The 16418-nt window shown below is 42.9% G+C and carries 13 protein-coding genes; 9 read left to right on the top strand and 4 right to left on the bottom strand.

The window, feature by feature from the left end; all coding sequences use genetic code 11:
- Nucleotides 1-77: 77 nt before the first annotated feature.
- The 4 genes from htpG to ispH all read right to left on the bottom strand — a co-directional run bounded on the left by htpG (nt 78) and on the right by ispH (nt 4486).
- Nucleotides 78-2081, bottom strand: a complete 2004-nt coding sequence (gene htpG, locus KZA12_RS10825; RefSeq protein WP_218690280.1) for a molecular chaperone HtpG — start codon at nt 2079-2081, stop codon at nt 78-80.
- Nucleotides 2082-2368: 287 nt separating this feature from the next.
- Nucleotides 2369-3184, bottom strand: coding sequence for a thioesterase family protein (locus KZA12_RS10830; protein ID WP_218690236.1), 816 nt, complete (start codon nt 3182-3184; stop codon nt 2369-2371).
- 36 nt (nt 3185-3220) lie between these two features.
- On the bottom strand, nt 3221-3466 hold the full coding sequence (locus tag KZA12_RS10835) for a hypothetical protein (protein ID WP_201623877.1): 246 nt from the start codon (nt 3464-3466) through the stop codon (nt 3221-3223).
- A gap of 63 nt (nt 3467-3529) precedes the next feature.
- Nucleotides 3530-4486, bottom strand: coding sequence for a 4-hydroxy-3-methylbut-2-enyl diphosphate reductase (ispH, locus tag KZA12_RS10840; RefSeq protein ID WP_218690237.1), 957 nt, complete (start codon nt 4484-4486; stop codon nt 3530-3532).
- A 279-nt stretch (nt 4487-4765) separates the two neighbouring features.
- On the opposite strand from ispH, the gene gmk reads away from it, so the two are divergent.
- From gmk to KZA12_RS10885, 9 genes are all read left to right on the top strand, one after another.
- Nucleotides 4766-5422 carry a guanylate kinase gene (gmk, locus tag KZA12_RS10845; protein ID WP_218690238.1) on the top strand — a complete coding sequence of 219 codons (657 nt, stop codon included), beginning with the start codon at nt 4766-4768 and terminating at the stop codon, nt 5420-5422.
- Between the two features lie 202 nt (nt 5423-5624).
- On the top strand, nt 5625-5885 hold the full coding sequence (gene rpoZ / locus KZA12_RS10850) for a DNA-directed RNA polymerase subunit omega (protein ID WP_201623883.1): 261 nt from the start codon (nt 5625-5627) through the stop codon (nt 5883-5885).
- Between the two features lie 445 nt (nt 5886-6330).
- Nucleotides 6331-8517 carry a bifunctional (p)ppGpp synthetase/guanosine-3',5'-bis(diphosphate) 3'-pyrophosphohydrolase gene (locus tag KZA12_RS10855; protein WP_201623530.1) on the top strand — a complete coding sequence of 729 codons (2187 nt, stop codon included), beginning with the start codon at nt 6331-6333 and terminating at the stop codon, nt 8515-8517.
- 245 nt (nt 8518-8762) lie between these two features.
- Nucleotides 8763-9143 carry a RidA family protein gene (locus tag KZA12_RS10860; protein WP_216582036.1) on the top strand — a complete coding sequence of 127 codons (381 nt, stop codon included), beginning with the start codon at nt 8763-8765 and terminating at the stop codon, nt 9141-9143.
- Between the two features lie 135 nt (nt 9144-9278).
- Entirely contained in the window at nt 9279-11561 is a 2283-nt protein-coding gene (locus tag KZA12_RS10865) for a primosomal protein N' (RefSeq protein WP_218690239.1), read from the top strand.
- A 235-nt stretch (nt 11562-11796) separates the two neighbouring features.
- A complete protein-coding gene (locus tag KZA12_RS10870) occupies nt 11797-12984 on the top strand; it encodes a cation diffusion facilitator family transporter (RefSeq protein ID WP_218690240.1) in 1188 nt (395 codons plus the stop codon).
- A 23-nt stretch (nt 12985-13007) separates the two neighbouring features.
- Entirely contained in the window at nt 13008-13541 is a 534-nt protein-coding gene (locus KZA12_RS10875) for a YqiA/YcfP family alpha/beta fold hydrolase (protein ID WP_218690241.1), read from the top strand.
- An 81-nt stretch (nt 13542-13622) separates the two neighbouring features.
- Nucleotides 13623-14339 (top strand): hypothetical protein, encoded by a 717-nt coding sequence (locus tag KZA12_RS10880; RefSeq protein WP_201623525.1) that lies wholly within the window; start codon nt 13623-13625, stop codon nt 14337-14339.
- Nucleotides 14340-14392: 53 nt separating this feature from the next.
- Complete coding sequence (locus KZA12_RS10885) at nt 14393-16294, top strand: monovalent cation:proton antiporter-2 (CPA2) family protein (protein ID WP_201623524.1); 1902 nt, start codon at nt 14393-14395, stop codon at nt 16292-16294.
- Nucleotides 16295-16418: the final 124 nt, after the last annotated feature.

A 16418-nucleotide genomic window follows, 5' to 3' on the forward strand; every position in this document is an offset into this window, starting at 1 on the left:
ATTAACGCAACTGCACTACTTTAACCGCACAACTCTTAGTAAATAACAGCGAGCAATGACTAAATAACTAGTAAGAATTAACGCATCAAAAGCTCATTAACTCGTTTAAGATAAGCGGCTGGATCTTCTAACTGTCCACCATCAGCCAATAACGCTTGATCAAAGATCACTTGCGCTAGCTTATCAAAGTCAGCGTCAACGTGCTCGCTAGACTCAAGCTTTTTGATCAATGGATGATCAGGATTGACTTCAAGCGTTGGCTTGCTCTCTGGCACTTCTTGACCCATTTGCTTGAGCATCTGAATCATCTGCGGTGACAGCTCGCCTTCACCTACTACTAAACAGGCTGGACTATCTACTAAGCGAGTAGAAACTTTAACGTCTTTAGCACGTTCGCCTAGCGCTTTTTTTAACTTATCAATAACCGGTTTTAGAGTCTCTTGTGCCTTTTGCGCTTCAGCCTTTTCTTCTTCATCTTGCAGATCGCCTAAATCAACCGCCCCTTTGGCGATGTTTTGTAGCGGCGTCTCATCAAACGAGGTCAAGAAGTTCATTGCCCACTCATCAACCCGACTAGTCATCAAAATAACTTCGATGTTTTTCTTTTTAAACAGCTCAAGTTGCGGGCTATTTTTAGCCGCTGCTAGACTATCAGCCGTTATATAATAGATGGCTTTTTGACCCTCTTTCATTCGGCCTTTGTAGTCTTCAAAGCTAGTGGTTACGCTGTCTTGAGTACTAGTTGAATAACGGAGCAACTTGGCAATGCGTTCTTGATTGCCCATGTCCTCGCCAAGACCTTCTTTGATAACGTCACCGAACTCAGTATAGAACTGGGCGAACTTCTCTTGCTTTTCACTGTCTTCACTATTAGCCAAACTTGCCAACGTAGTAAGGATACGACGCGCGTTACCATCACGGATTGACTTCACATCGCGTGACTCTTGTAGTAATTCACGGCTGACGTTCAGCGGCAAATCTGCTGAATCAATTACCCCTTTTACAAAGCGCAGATACATCGGTAGCAGCTGCTCGGCATCATCCATAATAAACACGCGCTTCACATACAGCTTAAGACCATGTTGCTGCTCACGAGTATATAAATCTACTGGTGCGGTCTTAGGAATATATAACAGCTGAGTATACTGGACACGGCCTTCAACACGGTTATGAGTCCAAGTTAATGGCGCATCCATGTCATAAGTGATGTTTTTATAGAAGTCGACATACTCTTCATCTTCGATTTCTGCTGCTGAGCGAGTCCATAAAGCGCTGGCTTTGTTGATAGTTTCCCAATCATCAGTAAGTACCATCTCACCACCAGCTGGGGTGTCACTCTCCTCTTCGCTATCGACTACATCTTCTTGCCAAACTTCTTTGCGCATCTGAATTGGTAGACTGATATGATCAGAGTACTTATTGACCAAACTCTTAATTTTGCTACGGTCTAAATAACTGTCTTCACCCTCAGAATACTCTGGTTTGAGGTGCAAAGTAATAGTAGTACCGCGGGTCGCTTTGTTGATAGGCTCAACAGTGAACATGCCCGTACCATCAGATATCCAGCGTACGCCTTTGTCAGCAGAATCGCCCGCTTTGCGTGATTCAACACTGATAGTATCAGCGACGATAAAACCTGAATAAAAGCCAACCCCAAACTGACCAATTAACTGGCCTTCTTGTTTTTGTGATTCAGACAGTTTGTCTAAAAACGCTTTAGTACCTGATTTAGCAATAGTTCCTAAGTTCTCAATAGCGTCAGCTTCATTCATACCAATACCGTTATCGATAAGGGTAATAGTCTTCGCCTCTTCATCGATCGCAATACGAATACGCAACTCACCATCATCTTCATACAGACTATCATCGTTAGTAGCTTCAAAACGCAATTTATCACAAGCGTCAGAGGCGTTAGAGACCAGCTCACGGACGAAGATATCGGCATTAGAATACAGAGAATGAGTGACTAAATGTAGTAATTGTGCCACTTCAGCTTCAAAGCTATGTTTTTTTAATTCTGGGCTCTGACTGGTGGTATTTGCCTGATCAGTGCTCGCTTGATCAGTGCTTTGGCTATCCATTTCTTTTCCATCAATATTTTGGTTATCAGCTTGTTCACTCATAAAAACTCCTTTAATTTTGATTAGAACTTATTATTAAATTAAGCCCACTGCTAATAATAGCTGAGCTTAACTTTAAATACCGCTAGACTGTTTATAAAGTAGGGGCACGGCAGAATATTTCAAGCCACGCCGCTCATTTAATAGGTTTTTTGCTGATTTGTGGAGTTTTTACCCCTATCAAGCAGCTTTTATTTTTATTAAGCGGCTGGTATTGCACTGCTTAGAATAAACGGCCTGCAGGCAAATTAGACTGGTAACGGACGGATAGTGAGAATTTGTTCGCTACGGCCAAAGGGGCCATGAACATCATGAAGCACAGCACTAGTGATACCGATACCGTCAGTGCCGTACTGCTGCACGGCCTCAATACCTAGCCAGCGGCCTTTAGGCAGACGATGCATATGAATTTGTAAATCAGTATTAGGAAACATCCAGGCTGAGTCGTTCAATCCTAGACCTGCTCTAGGCACTACGCCATTAGCAGTATCGACCATACCTAAAATATGCACTAAGTCAGAAGTCGTCACTCCCGCTATCATCTCTACATTATTGGTCATCCATACCATGCCACGGCCCGGTCGACGCTCTGGCTCTGAAACTAAGCGCAAGGTTTTGATAAAGCCACCCGGCCATTTGTGCATCTCCTGCCACTCTGCTAGCTCATCAGGCTGATGCAACGCCTGCTGATCCTCAAGACCTGCAATACTACTAGTGTCTTGGGTTATCAGTCGCCAAGCACGCGCAATGATGCAATCGCGACCACGGCTGCTTAATACCGCTTCTATTAGCTCAATAGTCCTACCAGGACGAATGCAGCGTGTAGTGATAGTCGAGTCATCTAAAGGGATTTGACCCAATATATCAAGGCTAATACGGGCAATACGCATATTAGCTTGGACGGCAAACTCACTAAGCTCATGGGTGAGCAATCCCGTTGCCGATGACATGTGCTGATCGTCCGGATTCCAAGTACCTTGAGTATGATCAGTAGGATGGTAGTGAGCTAGACTGCTGCCATCTGCTTGCCACTCACGATTAATAAGATGATAATACGCGCTCATAATAGGCCTATATTTTATTTTGTTTTATATTCAGTTTTACTCACTAAGCTGCTGTTTTCTTGACTTGAGAATGTCACGACTCTTAGCGATAAGAAATAATAAAAAAATCATAAGTACAATCAATACAGCAGAGAACACACTTTTTTCTCTGATAAAATATAAGCTATTTAGGCCCAATAAAAATAGCACTAGTACAATAACCAATAAGTTTATTTTCAGTTGCTTGTTAATGTCATCAATACTAGCTTCTGCCAACACAAATTTAGATTTTCGCTTTTCCATATTATTTTCTCTTTGACAGCCTATCTCAAAAAGCATTTATCTTGCTTACTTAGCTACTTGCCCTTACTTACCGACTTCAGTTACCGGAATACGTAAAGCTTTAGGTAAGCTGAAAATCACATTTTCTTCTATACCTGCCAGCTCATGCGGTAGTTCACCACCCCAGTCCTGCAACTGTTGTAGTACCTCTTGAATCAATACCTCTGGGGCAGAAGCACCCGCTGTGACCCCAACTTTTTGAATGCCATCGAACCACTCAGACTTGATTTCATTAGCGTTATCGATCAGATAAGCTTTACAACCCATGCGTTCCGCTAGTTCACGCAGACGATTTGAGTTCGATGAATTCGGCGAGCCTACTACTAATACCACTTCACAGCGACTGGCTAAGTCTTTTACTGCATCTTGACGATTTTGGGTGGCGTAGCAAATATCATCTTTGCGTGGGCCTTGGATATTAGGAAATTTATCACGTAGAGCATCAATGACACGAGCGGTGTCATCCATAGACAGAGTCGTTTGGGTGACAAAGGCTAAACGATCGGCATCTTGCACCATCAGATTTTGCACATCGCTTTCGTTCTCGACTAAATGAATCTGTCCCCCATGACCACGGTTAAAGCGCCCCATAGTACCTTCTACTTCAGGGTGTCCAGCATGACCAATCAGTACTGCATCCATGCCGTCCTGAGCGAACTTAGCCACTTCGATATGTACTTTTGTTACTAGAGGACAAGTAGCATCGAATACTGTGAGATCACGGCGTTTAGCCTCATCCTCAACGGCTTTAGAGACCCCATGAGCTGAGAAAATAACGATAGAACCATCAGGTACTTCATGCAGCTCTTCAACGAATACCGCACCACGATTGGCTAAGTCCGAAACGACAAACTTGTTATGGACCACTTCATGGCGCACATAAATGGGCGGCTCAAAACGTGTTAACGCTTGATTAACAATTGCAATAGCGCGATCAACACCAGCACAAAACCCACGTGGATTGGCAAGATAAATTTGCATAAGGTGGCCTATCGTTAGATAATTTAGATAAAAAAGTAATGAATCAAAATAATGTCCCTACTTTAGCATAATTTACTTTTATTACCTTTTAAAATACTATCGTCTCAGTCGTCTTTAAACGGTATTGAGCTAGCAATAGATTACCACCGAGCTACAACCATGTAATGAGTACTAAAGGCCACTTAGTTAACCGCATTATTACAACCCCCTTTCTAAGCCTAAGCTTGATTATTCATAATATTTATTATTCCCTATCTTTTACCACTAGGACACTTTTGTATGACAGGTTCATTGTTTATTATTACTGCCGCTTCTGGCACTGGCAAGACCTCACTAGTCAAGCAGCTGTTAGCCACTACCAATGACCTAACAGTTAGTGTCTCACACACTACTCGTGCCCCGCGGCCAGGCGAGATTGATGGTCAACATTATCACTTTACTGACGTTGATACTTTTACTACTGCTATTGCTGAAAATAACTTTTTAGAGCACGCTGAAGTTTTTGGCAACTACTACGGCACCTCTGAGCAAAGCGTTCGCGCTCAGCTACAAGCAGGTGTTGACGTCATTTTGGAGATTGACTGGCAAGGGGCATTACAAGTTAAAAAAGTATTCCCTGATGCCAGAATGATTTTTATTCTGCCACCGAGTCTTGCTACTTTGCGCCAACGTCTCTCCACTCGCGGCCAAGACAGTATCGAAGTGATAGAACAACGCCTTAGCGGCGCAGTCACTGAGATGCAGCAGCATATCCATTTTGATTTTGTCATTATCAATGATAATTTTGAGGTGGCACTGACTGAACTCAAGGCTATAATTGTCGCCGACAGACAGACGCTCAAACGTCAACAGCGCCGTCATCAGCGTACTATTACTACTTTACTTGCTAATAGTACTGAAGATAGCTTGGACAGCGATGATGGAGTGGCAAAATAGCAATGACTGTCAGTTTAGCTTGCCATCAAATATTAACTAAAAAGCTATTACGTCCTTGAGTGAAAAATGCTATAATGATTGGTTGTTTCAACTATAAATTTTTATATTTGTTTTTTTATAATTTAAACAAAATATTTATTACTACGTTTATCATAAAGCGTCAATCATTCAGCGCTGATAAAAAAACATGAGGTAGCTATCTATGGCACGAGTAACGATTGAAGATTGTTTGGATAATGTTGATAACCGCTTTGAGTTGGTTTTAGTTGCTAGCAAACGCGCGCGTCAACTGGCTAAAGGTATTGCTGAGCCGATGGTTAGTGTTGATAATGACAAACCTACTGTATTAGCGCTACGCGAGATTGCTGCTGGTAAAATCACTCGTGATATTCTTAATCAGCCTGAGCATAATTTTGCAACTAGCTCTTTAGACTTAGCTTTGTCAGGTGATCATAGTTTCTAAGATTTAAAACTTGTTCAATAATAATGACTTGAACTACTTAGAGCTCATTATGAAGGTACCAATCAAAAACCACAGTCTAATACTGTGGTTTTTGCCGTTTATGTATAGTTACTTGGTTTTTTGCTTACTGTGCTTAGTATATATTTAGCTTAAAGATGGTTATGGTCGCCTTTTAGTTGCTGTTAAACAACTATATGAGAAAAATAGCGAAAACCACTGTTCATAAGGCGCTAAACAATACCTTGTAATTTTTATCAAGTCTCTAAGCTTAACAGTTGACATTTACTGTAATTTAATATTAATTAGAGGGTGATTATGGGTTCTGTATACCTAGTCATTAAAACCATAATTGCCACGAAACTATAATCAACTCTGCCCTTCCATTTTGATGTGATAAACCCTAACTATCTATCATATAAGCCAAAAACAATAGGATAGCCACTTTATGAGCCAAACTTTACCTAAACTCAGTCATTACATGGTTGATGAAGCTCAATATAGTCTGCTGCGTTCCGTCAGTTATCTGACAGCTGATGAACGTCGTGATGTAATTGACGCTTGCGGGTTTGGTGATGTCGCCCATATAAAAGATAAACGTAAATCCGGTGAGCCTTATATCACTCATCCTATAGCCGTTGCTGAGATATTGGCAGGCTTTCGCTTAGATCGCGATACTATCATCGCCGCTATTTTGCATGACACAGTAGAAGATACTGAAGTTAGCGACGATGAGCTTGAGCAACGTTATGGTAAAGTTGTCGCTCGTCTGGTCGACGGGGTGACTAAGTTAAAGTCCTCTAGCCATAATAAGCAACAAAACAAAGCAGCAACCTTTCATAAAATACTGACAGCGACGCTCAACGATCCTAGAGTCCTGATTATAAAGCTTGCTGATCGCTTGCATAATATGTCTACCCTTGATGCCGTTCGTCCCGAAAAGCAACGGGCTACTGCTCAGGAAACTTTAGATTTTTATGTGCCTTTTGCTCGCCTTATGGGCATTAATGATATTGCTGATTATATCGAAGTGCTCTGTTATCGCAATCTTGATTCGGAAATGTATAACAAGCTATCGGATAAGCTTTTACAGTATGGGCTTGGCCGTAACTTTCAAAAAGAAGCCATCCATCGCTATTTAATTATAGTACTTAGTAGTTTAGGGCTTACTGGACACGTGAAGATACTAGATAATCGGGTCACTATGTATCGACAATTCTTCCGTAATCGTGGTGAAATCAACTCTTTATTACGTCAGTATTCTTTTGAGATTGTATTAGATACTATCGAAGCTTGTGACAAGTTAGCTTATTATTTAATCAAAAAATATCAAATCTCTGATGATAACATTGAAGACAATATTCGTCGTCCACTGCCGGGTGGCAATCAGTCGCTTACCCTCATCTACGAGCGTGATAATGACTGTATTAAAGCCACTATTATGACCAAAAAGATGCAGTATGCTTCAAGGCTTGGGGTTATCGGTGCTGAGCACGCTTCTGATATTAGCCAGTCCGTCATTCAAGCCTCACTGCGCAATATGAAGGATTTGATTAATGAGGACTCGTTGGATGATAACAGTCCTGATTTTTCAGCAGCGGTTTCTACTATTAATGAGCTGATGGATTACCTACATTCGAGTAAGATCCTCTGCTACAGTCCGCAAGGTCGGGCTTATGAATTGCCTCAAGGGGCGACTGCACTTGATTTTGCTTATGCGGTAGGCCCTATGGTTGGTAACGTGGCAGTAGGTGCCAACATCGATGGCAAACATGCCAAGTTAGGTACCATAGTTACTAATGGTCAAACGGTTGAGATAGAAGTTGATAAGAATTCTGAGCCTAAAGCTGAATGGCTAGGGTTTGTGTCAACTAATAAGGCTCGTCAGCAGATATTACGCTGGTTTAAAGACTTGTCAGCAGAAGATAAACTACGTCATGGTCAACAAGCACTAGATCGGGCCTTAAAAACTTATCAAAAAAGTCTTGAGGATCTAAGCGATAGTGATTGGAAAAACTTACTTGAATGGCGTGGGTTGGCCGAAAAAAGCGAGCTATTTGAGCAGATCAGTTGTGGGACTTTGTTGCCACAGCTGGTAGTATCTCGTCTGTTCAATGATGATCTCAGTAGCATGCATACTGAAGATAGTAATGAGCCAGTGGTACAACCACAACAGCTAATTGCCAATGCTGCCGGAGTCGAGCTTGACTTTGCCAATTGCTGCCATCCGATTTATGGCGATCCTATCGTCGGTCATTTATCCCGACATGGCTTAGTAGCCCATCGACACAAGTGCTTTTCGCTAGATGAAATTCGTAAAGATAACCCCTATCAAGTTATTCAATTGCGTTGGCGCGACGACAAGGCGGTTAAGCAAAGTGAGTCTGAAGAATATGCGGGCAAAATACGTTTCCCCGCCTTCTTGAAGCTATCGACCGTACTAAACGACGAGCAAATTAGCGCCGTGATTTATCATCTGCGTCAGCTTAATATCGGTGTAGAAACGATTGATGTCCGTAACAGCGATACTATTTTGCAAATCGTGGTGCGTAGTCGCAGTCACTTGGCGCAAGGTATCCGCGAATTGCGCTCATTGTTAGGTTTTCCTAATATTATGCGCCTATATCAGTTATAATTTTTAGGCGAAGTTTTATGTCTAACTACTTAGGCTAAGTTAAAGCTAGGCTTAATTGTAAAAAAGCAGAAAAAGCCTTTAGCAGTACTGTACTTATAAACAACACTCAAACCAATAAAGCTGACTAATTACAATCCATTAAGTTAGCATGGTCTAAAAAATATGACTTGTTATTGTTAAGCGCCTAGCAAGTCCGAAATTCCTCACTAGCAATTTATGCTATCAATATACAACAAGGATATATTATGAGCCGTCAAACCATTCAAACGGACAAAGCCCCTGCCGCTGTTGGTACTTACTCACAAGCTATCAAAGTCGACAACACTGTCTATATCTCAGGACAGCTCGGTTTTGATCCGCAAACTATGGAGCTAAAAAACGGCTTTGAGGCACAAGCTAAGCAAGTTTTTGAGAATATCAAAGCGATTTGTGAAGCAGCTGGTGGCACTATCAACGACGTGGTCAAATTCAATGTCTCTTTGACTGACCTGAATGATTTCGCTGCTTTAAACGAAGTGTTTATGGCCAATTTAAGTGAGCCTTATCCTGCCCGTGCAGCCGTTCAAGTTGCAGCCCTTCCTAAAGGTGGCGTGGTCGAGATTGAGTCTATTATGTATATTGCATAAGTCAGAGCTCAAATACAGTCAAGATACAGCAAGTAATAACTAGGCCCAAAGTGCTGTTGTAAAAAACGGCTATTTGGGCTTAGTGGCTATTTAGCGATTATTTTTTTTTAATTTTATAAGGCTGAGAGCATTTTCATGTTGCTACAAGTGGCTCTACCAGTTCCTCTCTATCGGGTATTTGACTATAGCTCAGCAGACAGTAGCATGGCCCATGCTCAAGCTTTACCTGCTATCGGCAGCCGTGTAGAAGTACCTTTTGGACGACAAACCTTAATCGGTGTGGTCATCAATTATATTGCTAAAGATCAAAGTTCAGTTCCCCCAAACAAGCTAAAACCTATCACTCGCTGTTTAGATGATGAACCGATTCTAAACGAGCAAATGCTGGCTCTAGCCTATTGGCTGGCACGCTATTATCATTATCCTTTAGGCGATACCTTATCAGTGATGCTACCGAGTTTGATCAGACAAGGTAAGCCGCTAGATCTACTCATCACCCATTGGCGCATACTTGCTAATATCAATGACGATGATTTTCATGCCAATGCAAAAAAACAAAAGCAACAGTTCGATATGCTCAAATTGCATGGTAAGCGTGGCGCTAGTGAAGAGGTATTATTACTAGAGGGCATGCAACGCGCTTTTTTAAAAACCCTAGAAGAAAAAAACCTTGTAGAGCGTTATATCGAAACTAAAGCCGCCCCGCCAGCAGTCAGCTTAGCCAAGATGCCCTTGGATTTAAACCAGGAACAGCAGCAAGCAGTTACCGCTATAGTCGAAGCTCATAAAGCCAACACTTATACTGGGTTTTTACTCAACGGTATTACGGGTAGCGGTAAAACTGAAGTCTATTTGCAGGCTATGCAAGCCGTGTTAGAAGCCGGTAAGCAAGTACTGATCTTAGTGCCAGAGATTGGCCTTACCCCCCAAACACGAGCCCGTTTTGCCAGTCGTTTTGCCGCTCAAATCATATTATTACATTCAGGGATGAGCAATACTTATCGTATGCAGGGCTGGCAGGACTGCCGTACTGGTCATGCACAGATTATCATCGGTACTCGCTCAGCTGTGCTTTATCCTTTTGCTAATTTGGGGCTAATAGTCGTTGATGAAGCCCATGATGTTTCCTATAAGCAGCAAGATACTTTACGCTACCATGCCGCTGACGTGGCTCTATACCGTGGTTTTCAAGCCAAAATCCCAGTGGTACTAGGCACAGCAACCCCTACTCTTGAACACCTAAAGCTCATCGATGAGCATAAACTCATTGAGTATCAGTTGCGCACTCGTCCTGGCAATGCTAAGCCTGCTACTATGCAGCTGATCGACGCACGCCTGCAAAGCACTCATCAACAAGCTCAAGATGATGGCGCCCGTTATGATACCGGTTTAACTGATGTACTGATTGGCGCTATCAAACAAACTTTAGAAGCTGGCGATCAAGTATTAATATTTTTAAACCGCCGTGGTTACGCCCCTGTATTATTGTGTGAGGCTTGTGGTTGGCAAGCGGACTGTCCACGCTGCGATGCCCATCTGACTGTCCATTATAATAGCTCATCGCAAAGCAGCTCCTATAACAGTAGCTATTTAAAGTGTCACCATTGTGATTGGCAAGCTTATATTCCAACGACTTGTCCTGATTGCGCCAGTCAAAACTTAGATGCTCGAGGTATGGGTACTACAAGACTGAGCGAAAACCTACATGCTATTTTTGCCAATCCACAAACCAGTAAGCAGCTATATCCTATTATTCAGATTGACCGTGATACTACGCGCCGTAAAGACAGCTGGGAGAATATTTACCAGCGTATCAATCAGGGCAAGCCTGCCATTTTAGTTGGCACTCAGATGGTCGCTAAAGGTCATCACTTCCCTAACGTCACGCTGGTTTGTTTGCCTAATGCCGATCGAGGATTTTTGTCCGCAGATTTTCGCTCACCTGAACATACCGCTCAACTGATGATTCAAGTCGCTGGGCGTGCTGGGCGGGGTGACAAAGCTGGCCGTGTGCTGATTCAAACCCTACAACCTGAAAATGAGCTATTGCTAAAGCTAGTCAAAGATGGCTACTTATCATTCGCACGCCAGCTGCTACAAGAGCGTAAAATGATGGGATTGCCGCCTTATAGCCATGCGGCGCTTATTCGCTGTGAGGGCAAGACGCTAGTGGCTACCATACAGGCGCTCAAGGATGCTATTGCTAACTTGCCTGCCAACCATAAACTGGCAGTACTAGGCCCTATTGATGCTCCAATGAGCAAAAAGAACAGCTTATATCACTCGCAATTATTACTGTTAGCCAAAGATCGCCAGCAGTTGCATCAAGTATTGAACTTATGGTGGCAGCCCGTACTAGCACTACCTAGTACTAAATATCTTAAGCTCACTTTAGATATCGATCCGGTCGGTTGGTAGCTTATAGCTTGCTTATCCGTTATCCGTTATCCGTTATCCGTTATCCGTTATCCGTTATCCGTTATCCGTTATCCATTATAGGCTGCACTCTCTATCAGCGCTGACTGCAGTAAATCACATCAGTCTTTACTTGCTTATTACAGCTTAGTAATAATAAATATGCTAAATTTCTACTGGTTAGGCTCTGCTTTATCAGTATAAAGTTAAGAGCTATTAAGAAATATTGAGAGTTATTATGAGTTCCAAACCTTCTCATCCTGCTAGTGATAGCCATGACCACAGCCATAATGCTGGACATCAACACGATCACAACGATCATGGCGATCATGGCGATCACGGCGATCATGATAATTTAGCAGCAAATAAACCATCAGTACAAGATACTAAAGGCTATCAACGTACTTTATTGATCAGCTTTGTCATCATTACTGGCTATATGTTTATTGAAGCCATAGGCGGCTGGATGACTGGCAGTTTGGCGCTATTATCTGACGCCGGTCATATGCTCAGCGACGCTATTGCTCTTGGTGCTACGCTGATGGCTTTCAAAATAGGCGAAAAAGCAGCTACTCGGCAAAAAACTTTTGGCTATAAACGCTTCGAAATTTTAGTCGCTGGGGTCAACGGCGCTACCCTAATTATCATTGCCTTACTCATATTTTACGAAGCCATTAAGCGTTTTAACTCACCACCAGAGATTGCCACTCAAGGTATGCTTATCATAGCTACTATCGGTATGCTGGTAAACGTTCTAGTCGCTTGGCTGATGCATCGGGGCAATAACAGTGAGGACAGTCATGGACATAGCCATAGTTCAAGCTCTAATAATTTAGACTCCAGTCTCACCGATCCTTCAGCAGCACCCGACTCGCAAGCTCCAGCAAAAAAACCTGCCAATCTCAATATGCAAAGCGCTTATTTGCATGTATTGAGCGACTTGATGGGTTCAGTAGCCGCTATCATTGCTGCCCTATTAATGATGAGCTTTGGCTGGGTGTGGGCCGATGCTGCAGCGTCAGTTATCGTTGCTATATTAATCATAATCAGTGGCTATCGAGTAGTACGTGACTCAGTACATATCTTGATGGAAGGGACACCCAAAGGTATTTCCATAGAGACTGTAGAGCAGCGTTTACTTGATCATCCACAAGTTACTAAGATGCATGATTTACATGTCTGGAGTATTACTAGTGGCTTAAATGCCTTGTCCTGCCATGTGGTAGTCGATGACGAAATGAGCATTCGTGAAGCCAGCCTATTAATAGCTGAGCTTGAACAACGCTTGTTAGATCTAGGCATTAACCATGCAACGATTCAGGTGGAGAGTCTAAGCCATCCGCAAGCGCACAGTGATGGGTTAATCTGTGATATAGCAGAACGTCCAACAAGCGCTAATAGCGGTCATATGGGCCACTCACATTAGTTTCAACTTATAAGTATAAAATTATGATCTCACTTATTAAGCAACAGCCAACCTTACTACTTTTCTTCCATGGTCTTGACTCCAGCTGTGAGACTAATAAGTTTACTTGTATAGAGCACACACCAAAATACTGTCTAACCGTTAATTATCGTCAAGGATTCCAACTAGCGCTGGATACTTATGAAGATCTTTTGCAACAGAAAATGGCTGAGTATCCGCAGATAGTGCTAGTAGGACACTCGCTCGGTGGCTGGTTTGCCAACCACTTCGCTCATAAGTATGGGCTCAAGTCGTTATTGATTGCGCCTTGTATCAATCCTAACGTAGTGCTCTTTAATAGAGCCGCTAACATAGATGACTTACCTTTTCCTCACCATAATAGCCAGATGACTAAAGTGATGATTGAAGTTAATGATGAGATATTAGCTGTGGCCACCGCGCGCCAAACCTTAATCAAGGTGCCCGAAAGCTGGGAGGTAGAATATTTTGAGGGCGGTCACCATCGCATTGCCCGTGAAGACAAGATTAAAGATTATATTGATGAGCTAACAAAATAATATCAGCGTAAATTATTCATTGTTAATGCTATAAATTATATATACTTGTTTAACTTAAACATTTATTTGATGATACGCCTTATGTCTAGACGCTCCGCTCCCTTTGTTGCCCCCGATTTTCTGGAAGGTCAGCTTGATGAGCTTGACTCAAAACAAGGAAAGAAACGCGCTAAAGCGTTGCTATCGACCCTACAAGAAGATATCGCCAGCTTTCGTGATCAGCAGTTCCCTCCTGATATTTTACGTCAGATTTTTGACATGCCTATTTTTGCAGGCAACTTAGCAGAAGTACAAGCTTATCAGCAGCGCTGGCAGAACTTACTTGAGCGCGCTATGGCTTTTTATCCTGCCGCTTATCTACCCCCTGATTATTTGCCCTTGCCTGCTAGCCTTGAGATTCCCCAGTTTATCTATCATGTTCAGCGTTTACACTTAACTAAGACCCTTGCCAAAGAATCTAAAAGCTTTGGTTCAGTGGCCGCTTTGACAGATAAATGCGGTGATTATAGTGCACAAGAGCTTGAACGCATGGCTGCGGTATTTGAGCAGGATGATGAAGCAAGATTAGTGGCCCATCGTGAGTTTATTGATTTGCGTGCTTATGTTTTTTGCCGAGACAGTAAAGGCGAGATGTTGGAGCCGGAACGGTTACGTTTTTATCGTACAGGCCTGATTATACAGGCCTTACCAGACTTTAAAGTTGTTGATAGTCGGCAGACCCCACGTAAGCGTCGTAATGACGCTTATAGCCAGCCATTGGCTAATAATGACTTGTGGAAGATCTATAAAAAGAAATAAATAATCTAACTTGTCACCTCAATTATATTTTTTTTAATAGCTAGGGATTTACTATGTTCGCTGCCGCTGCCGGCTCACCAAATTTGATGCTTCAAGCTACTATATTTTTGGGAGCAGCGCTGCTGTTTGTCCCGCTTGGCAAGCGCTTTGGTATTGCCACTGTTCTTGGCTATTTGATTACCGGCTTGATATTAGGCCCAAGCGCCCTTGATGTCGCAGGCGATGCTGAGAGCTTATTGCACTTTTCTGAGTTTGGGGTGGTGATGCTATTGTTCATCATTGGCCTTGAATTGCAGCCTTCACGGCTTTGGGCACTGCGTCGCTCTATTTTCGTACTCGGTGGCTTACAAGTCGGGGTTACTGGCACGATATTGATGGCTATTTTGTATGAGGTTTTTTCTCTACATTTAGATACTGCGTTTATTGTCGGTTTTGGTCTCGCCTTGTCCTCTACTGCTTTTGTGTTGCAGATTTTAACCGAGAAGGAGCAGCTCTCTAGTACGCATGGCCGTGAAGCCTTTACTATCTTACTATTCCAAGACATCGCCGTTATCCCCTTACTAGCGGTTATTCCCTTCTTTTCTGGAGTACGGGAACAGAGCTACGACCTTATTTACTTCGCTAAAGTTTTTGCGGTATTTGCCGGCTTAATCATTGCTAGCCGTTACATTGTAAGGCCATTCTTTAAGTTTGTAGCCTCAAGTGGTGCAACAGAGTTATTGACAGCAGTAGCACTATTCATTGTCATGGGGGTGTCCATCTTGATGGGACAGATTGGCCTATCAATGGCATTGGGAGCATTCTTAACCGGTGTGCTACTTGCCGATTCTGAGTATCGTCATGAGCTAGAGGCTAGTATTGAACCCTTTAAAGGGCTATTACTTGGCTTATTTTTTATGTCAGTCGGCATGCTTACTGATGTAAAACTTATTATAGCTAAGCCGCTATTTATCATTGGTTGTGCCATCGCCCTGATGCTGATCAAGTTTGCAGTAGTAGCGGCCATCGCTAAACTCTCAGGTAATCGCGGACCTACTAGTATTCGGCTCGGTGTCACCTTAGCGCAAGGGGGTGAGTTTGCATTTGTCCTGTTTAGTGTGGCCTCGGCGCAAAATGTCTTGCCTCCTGAGCTAGCTAATATGCTCAACCTTATCGTGACTATCTCTATGGCCCTTACGCCAGTTGCTTTTTTATTACTAGAAAAGCTCGGTGAGCCATTTTTTGCTAAGAGCAAACCCAGCCGTGACTACGATACTATCCCTGATCACGAGCATCCGGTCATTATTGCCGGTTTTGGCCGTGTCGGGCAGATCATAGGTCGGGTACTGCGTATGCATAATATTGAGTTTACCGCTATCGAGCGCTCTGCTAATCGGGTAGATTTCGTGCGTAAATTTGGTAACCAAGTCTACTATGGCGACCCGAAAAACCCTGAGATTTTACGAGCTGCGGGTATTGATAAAGCGCGAATATTCATTATTGCCGTTGACGATTTAGAACGTTCTGTCACTACCGCACAGTATCTGCACCGCAACTACCCTGATTTAGTCATTTTAGCTCGGGCGCGCGATCGTCAGCATTATTATCGCTTACGTGAAGTAGGTGTACGCCATATTTGGCGCGAGACTTATTTATCGTCACTCGATATGTCACGTGAGTCACTGCAACTATTGGGTATCTCCCCTGAAAAAGCCCGCGAAACCATTGAGACTTTCCGTGATTACGACGATGATTTGATAGAGCGTCAGCAAGCTATCTATGACGATGAAGCAAGTATGATTGCCTCTGCTCAATCGGCAAGAGCGGAACTTGAGAGCTTGTTTGATGAGGATATTGATAAAGGGCGCAAGTTGGATCTTACTGAGTTTTATGAAGCTCTAAAAAACCAAGCGACGCCGGTTGATAATGCCAATGACTCGGATAAAGATAATATTGTAACTGAGCCGAAACGGTAATGGTTTTTACCCTCTACCCTTGCTATACCCTGCTGGTTTTCTAAAGCCATGACTGTGTAAACTATCGACTAAAAAACAGCTGTTTTTGCAACAGCAGCTGTTCCTAGTAGCGGGTATGACAATC

Origin of the sequence: Psychrobacter sp. BF1 (assembly GCF_019279065.1) — a bacterium.
Taxonomy (GTDB): Bacteria; Pseudomonadota; Gammaproteobacteria; order Pseudomonadales; family Moraxellaceae; genus Psychrobacter; species Psychrobacter urativorans.

What these genes read in the sequence shown, in the direction of transcription:
- KZA12_RS10875 (WP_218690241.1), top strand. Translation starts at nt 13,008, where the DNA reads ATGATCTCACTTATTAAGCAACAGCCAACCTTACTACTTTTCTTCCAT.
- ispH (WP_218690237.1), bottom strand. Translation starts at nt 4,486, where the DNA reads ATGCAAATTTATCTTGCCAATCCACGTGGGTTTTGTGCTGGTGTTGAT.
- KZA12_RS10885 (WP_201623524.1), top strand. Translation starts at nt 14,393, where the DNA reads ATGTTCGCTGCCGCTGCCGGCTCACCAAATTTGATGCTTCAAGCTACT.
- KZA12_RS10870 (WP_218690240.1), top strand. Translation starts at nt 11,797, where the DNA reads ATGAGTTCCAAACCTTCTCATCCTGCTAGTGATAGCCATGACCACAGC.
- KZA12_RS10830 (WP_218690236.1), bottom strand. Translation starts at nt 3,184, where the DNA reads ATGAGCGCGTATTATCATCTTATTAATCGTGAGTGGCAAGCAGATGGC.
- gmk (WP_218690238.1), top strand. Translation starts at nt 4,766, where the DNA reads ATGACAGGTTCATTGTTTATTATTACTGCCGCTTCTGGCACTGGCAAG.
- KZA12_RS10860 (WP_216582036.1), top strand. Translation starts at nt 8,763, where the DNA reads ATGAGCCGTCAAACCATTCAAACGGACAAAGCCCCTGCCGCTGTTGGT.
- rpoZ (WP_201623883.1), top strand. Translation starts at nt 5,625, where the DNA reads ATGGCACGAGTAACGATTGAAGATTGTTTGGATAATGTTGATAACCGC.
- KZA12_RS10865 (WP_218690239.1), top strand. Translation starts at nt 9,279, where the DNA reads ATGTTGCTACAAGTGGCTCTACCAGTTCCTCTCTATCGGGTATTTGAC.
- htpG (WP_218690280.1), bottom strand. Translation starts at nt 2,081, where the DNA reads ATGGATAGCCAAAGCACTGATCAAGCGAGCACTGATCAGGCAAATACC.
- KZA12_RS10855 (WP_201623530.1), top strand. Translation starts at nt 6,331, where the DNA reads ATGAGCCAAACTTTACCTAAACTCAGTCATTACATGGTTGATGAAGCT.
- KZA12_RS10880 (WP_201623525.1), top strand. Translation starts at nt 13,623, where the DNA reads ATGTCTAGACGCTCCGCTCCCTTTGTTGCCCCCGATTTTCTGGAAGGT.
- KZA12_RS10835 (WP_201623877.1), bottom strand. Translation starts at nt 3,466, where the DNA reads ATGGAAAAGCGAAAATCTAAATTTGTGTTGGCAGAAGCTAGTATTGAT.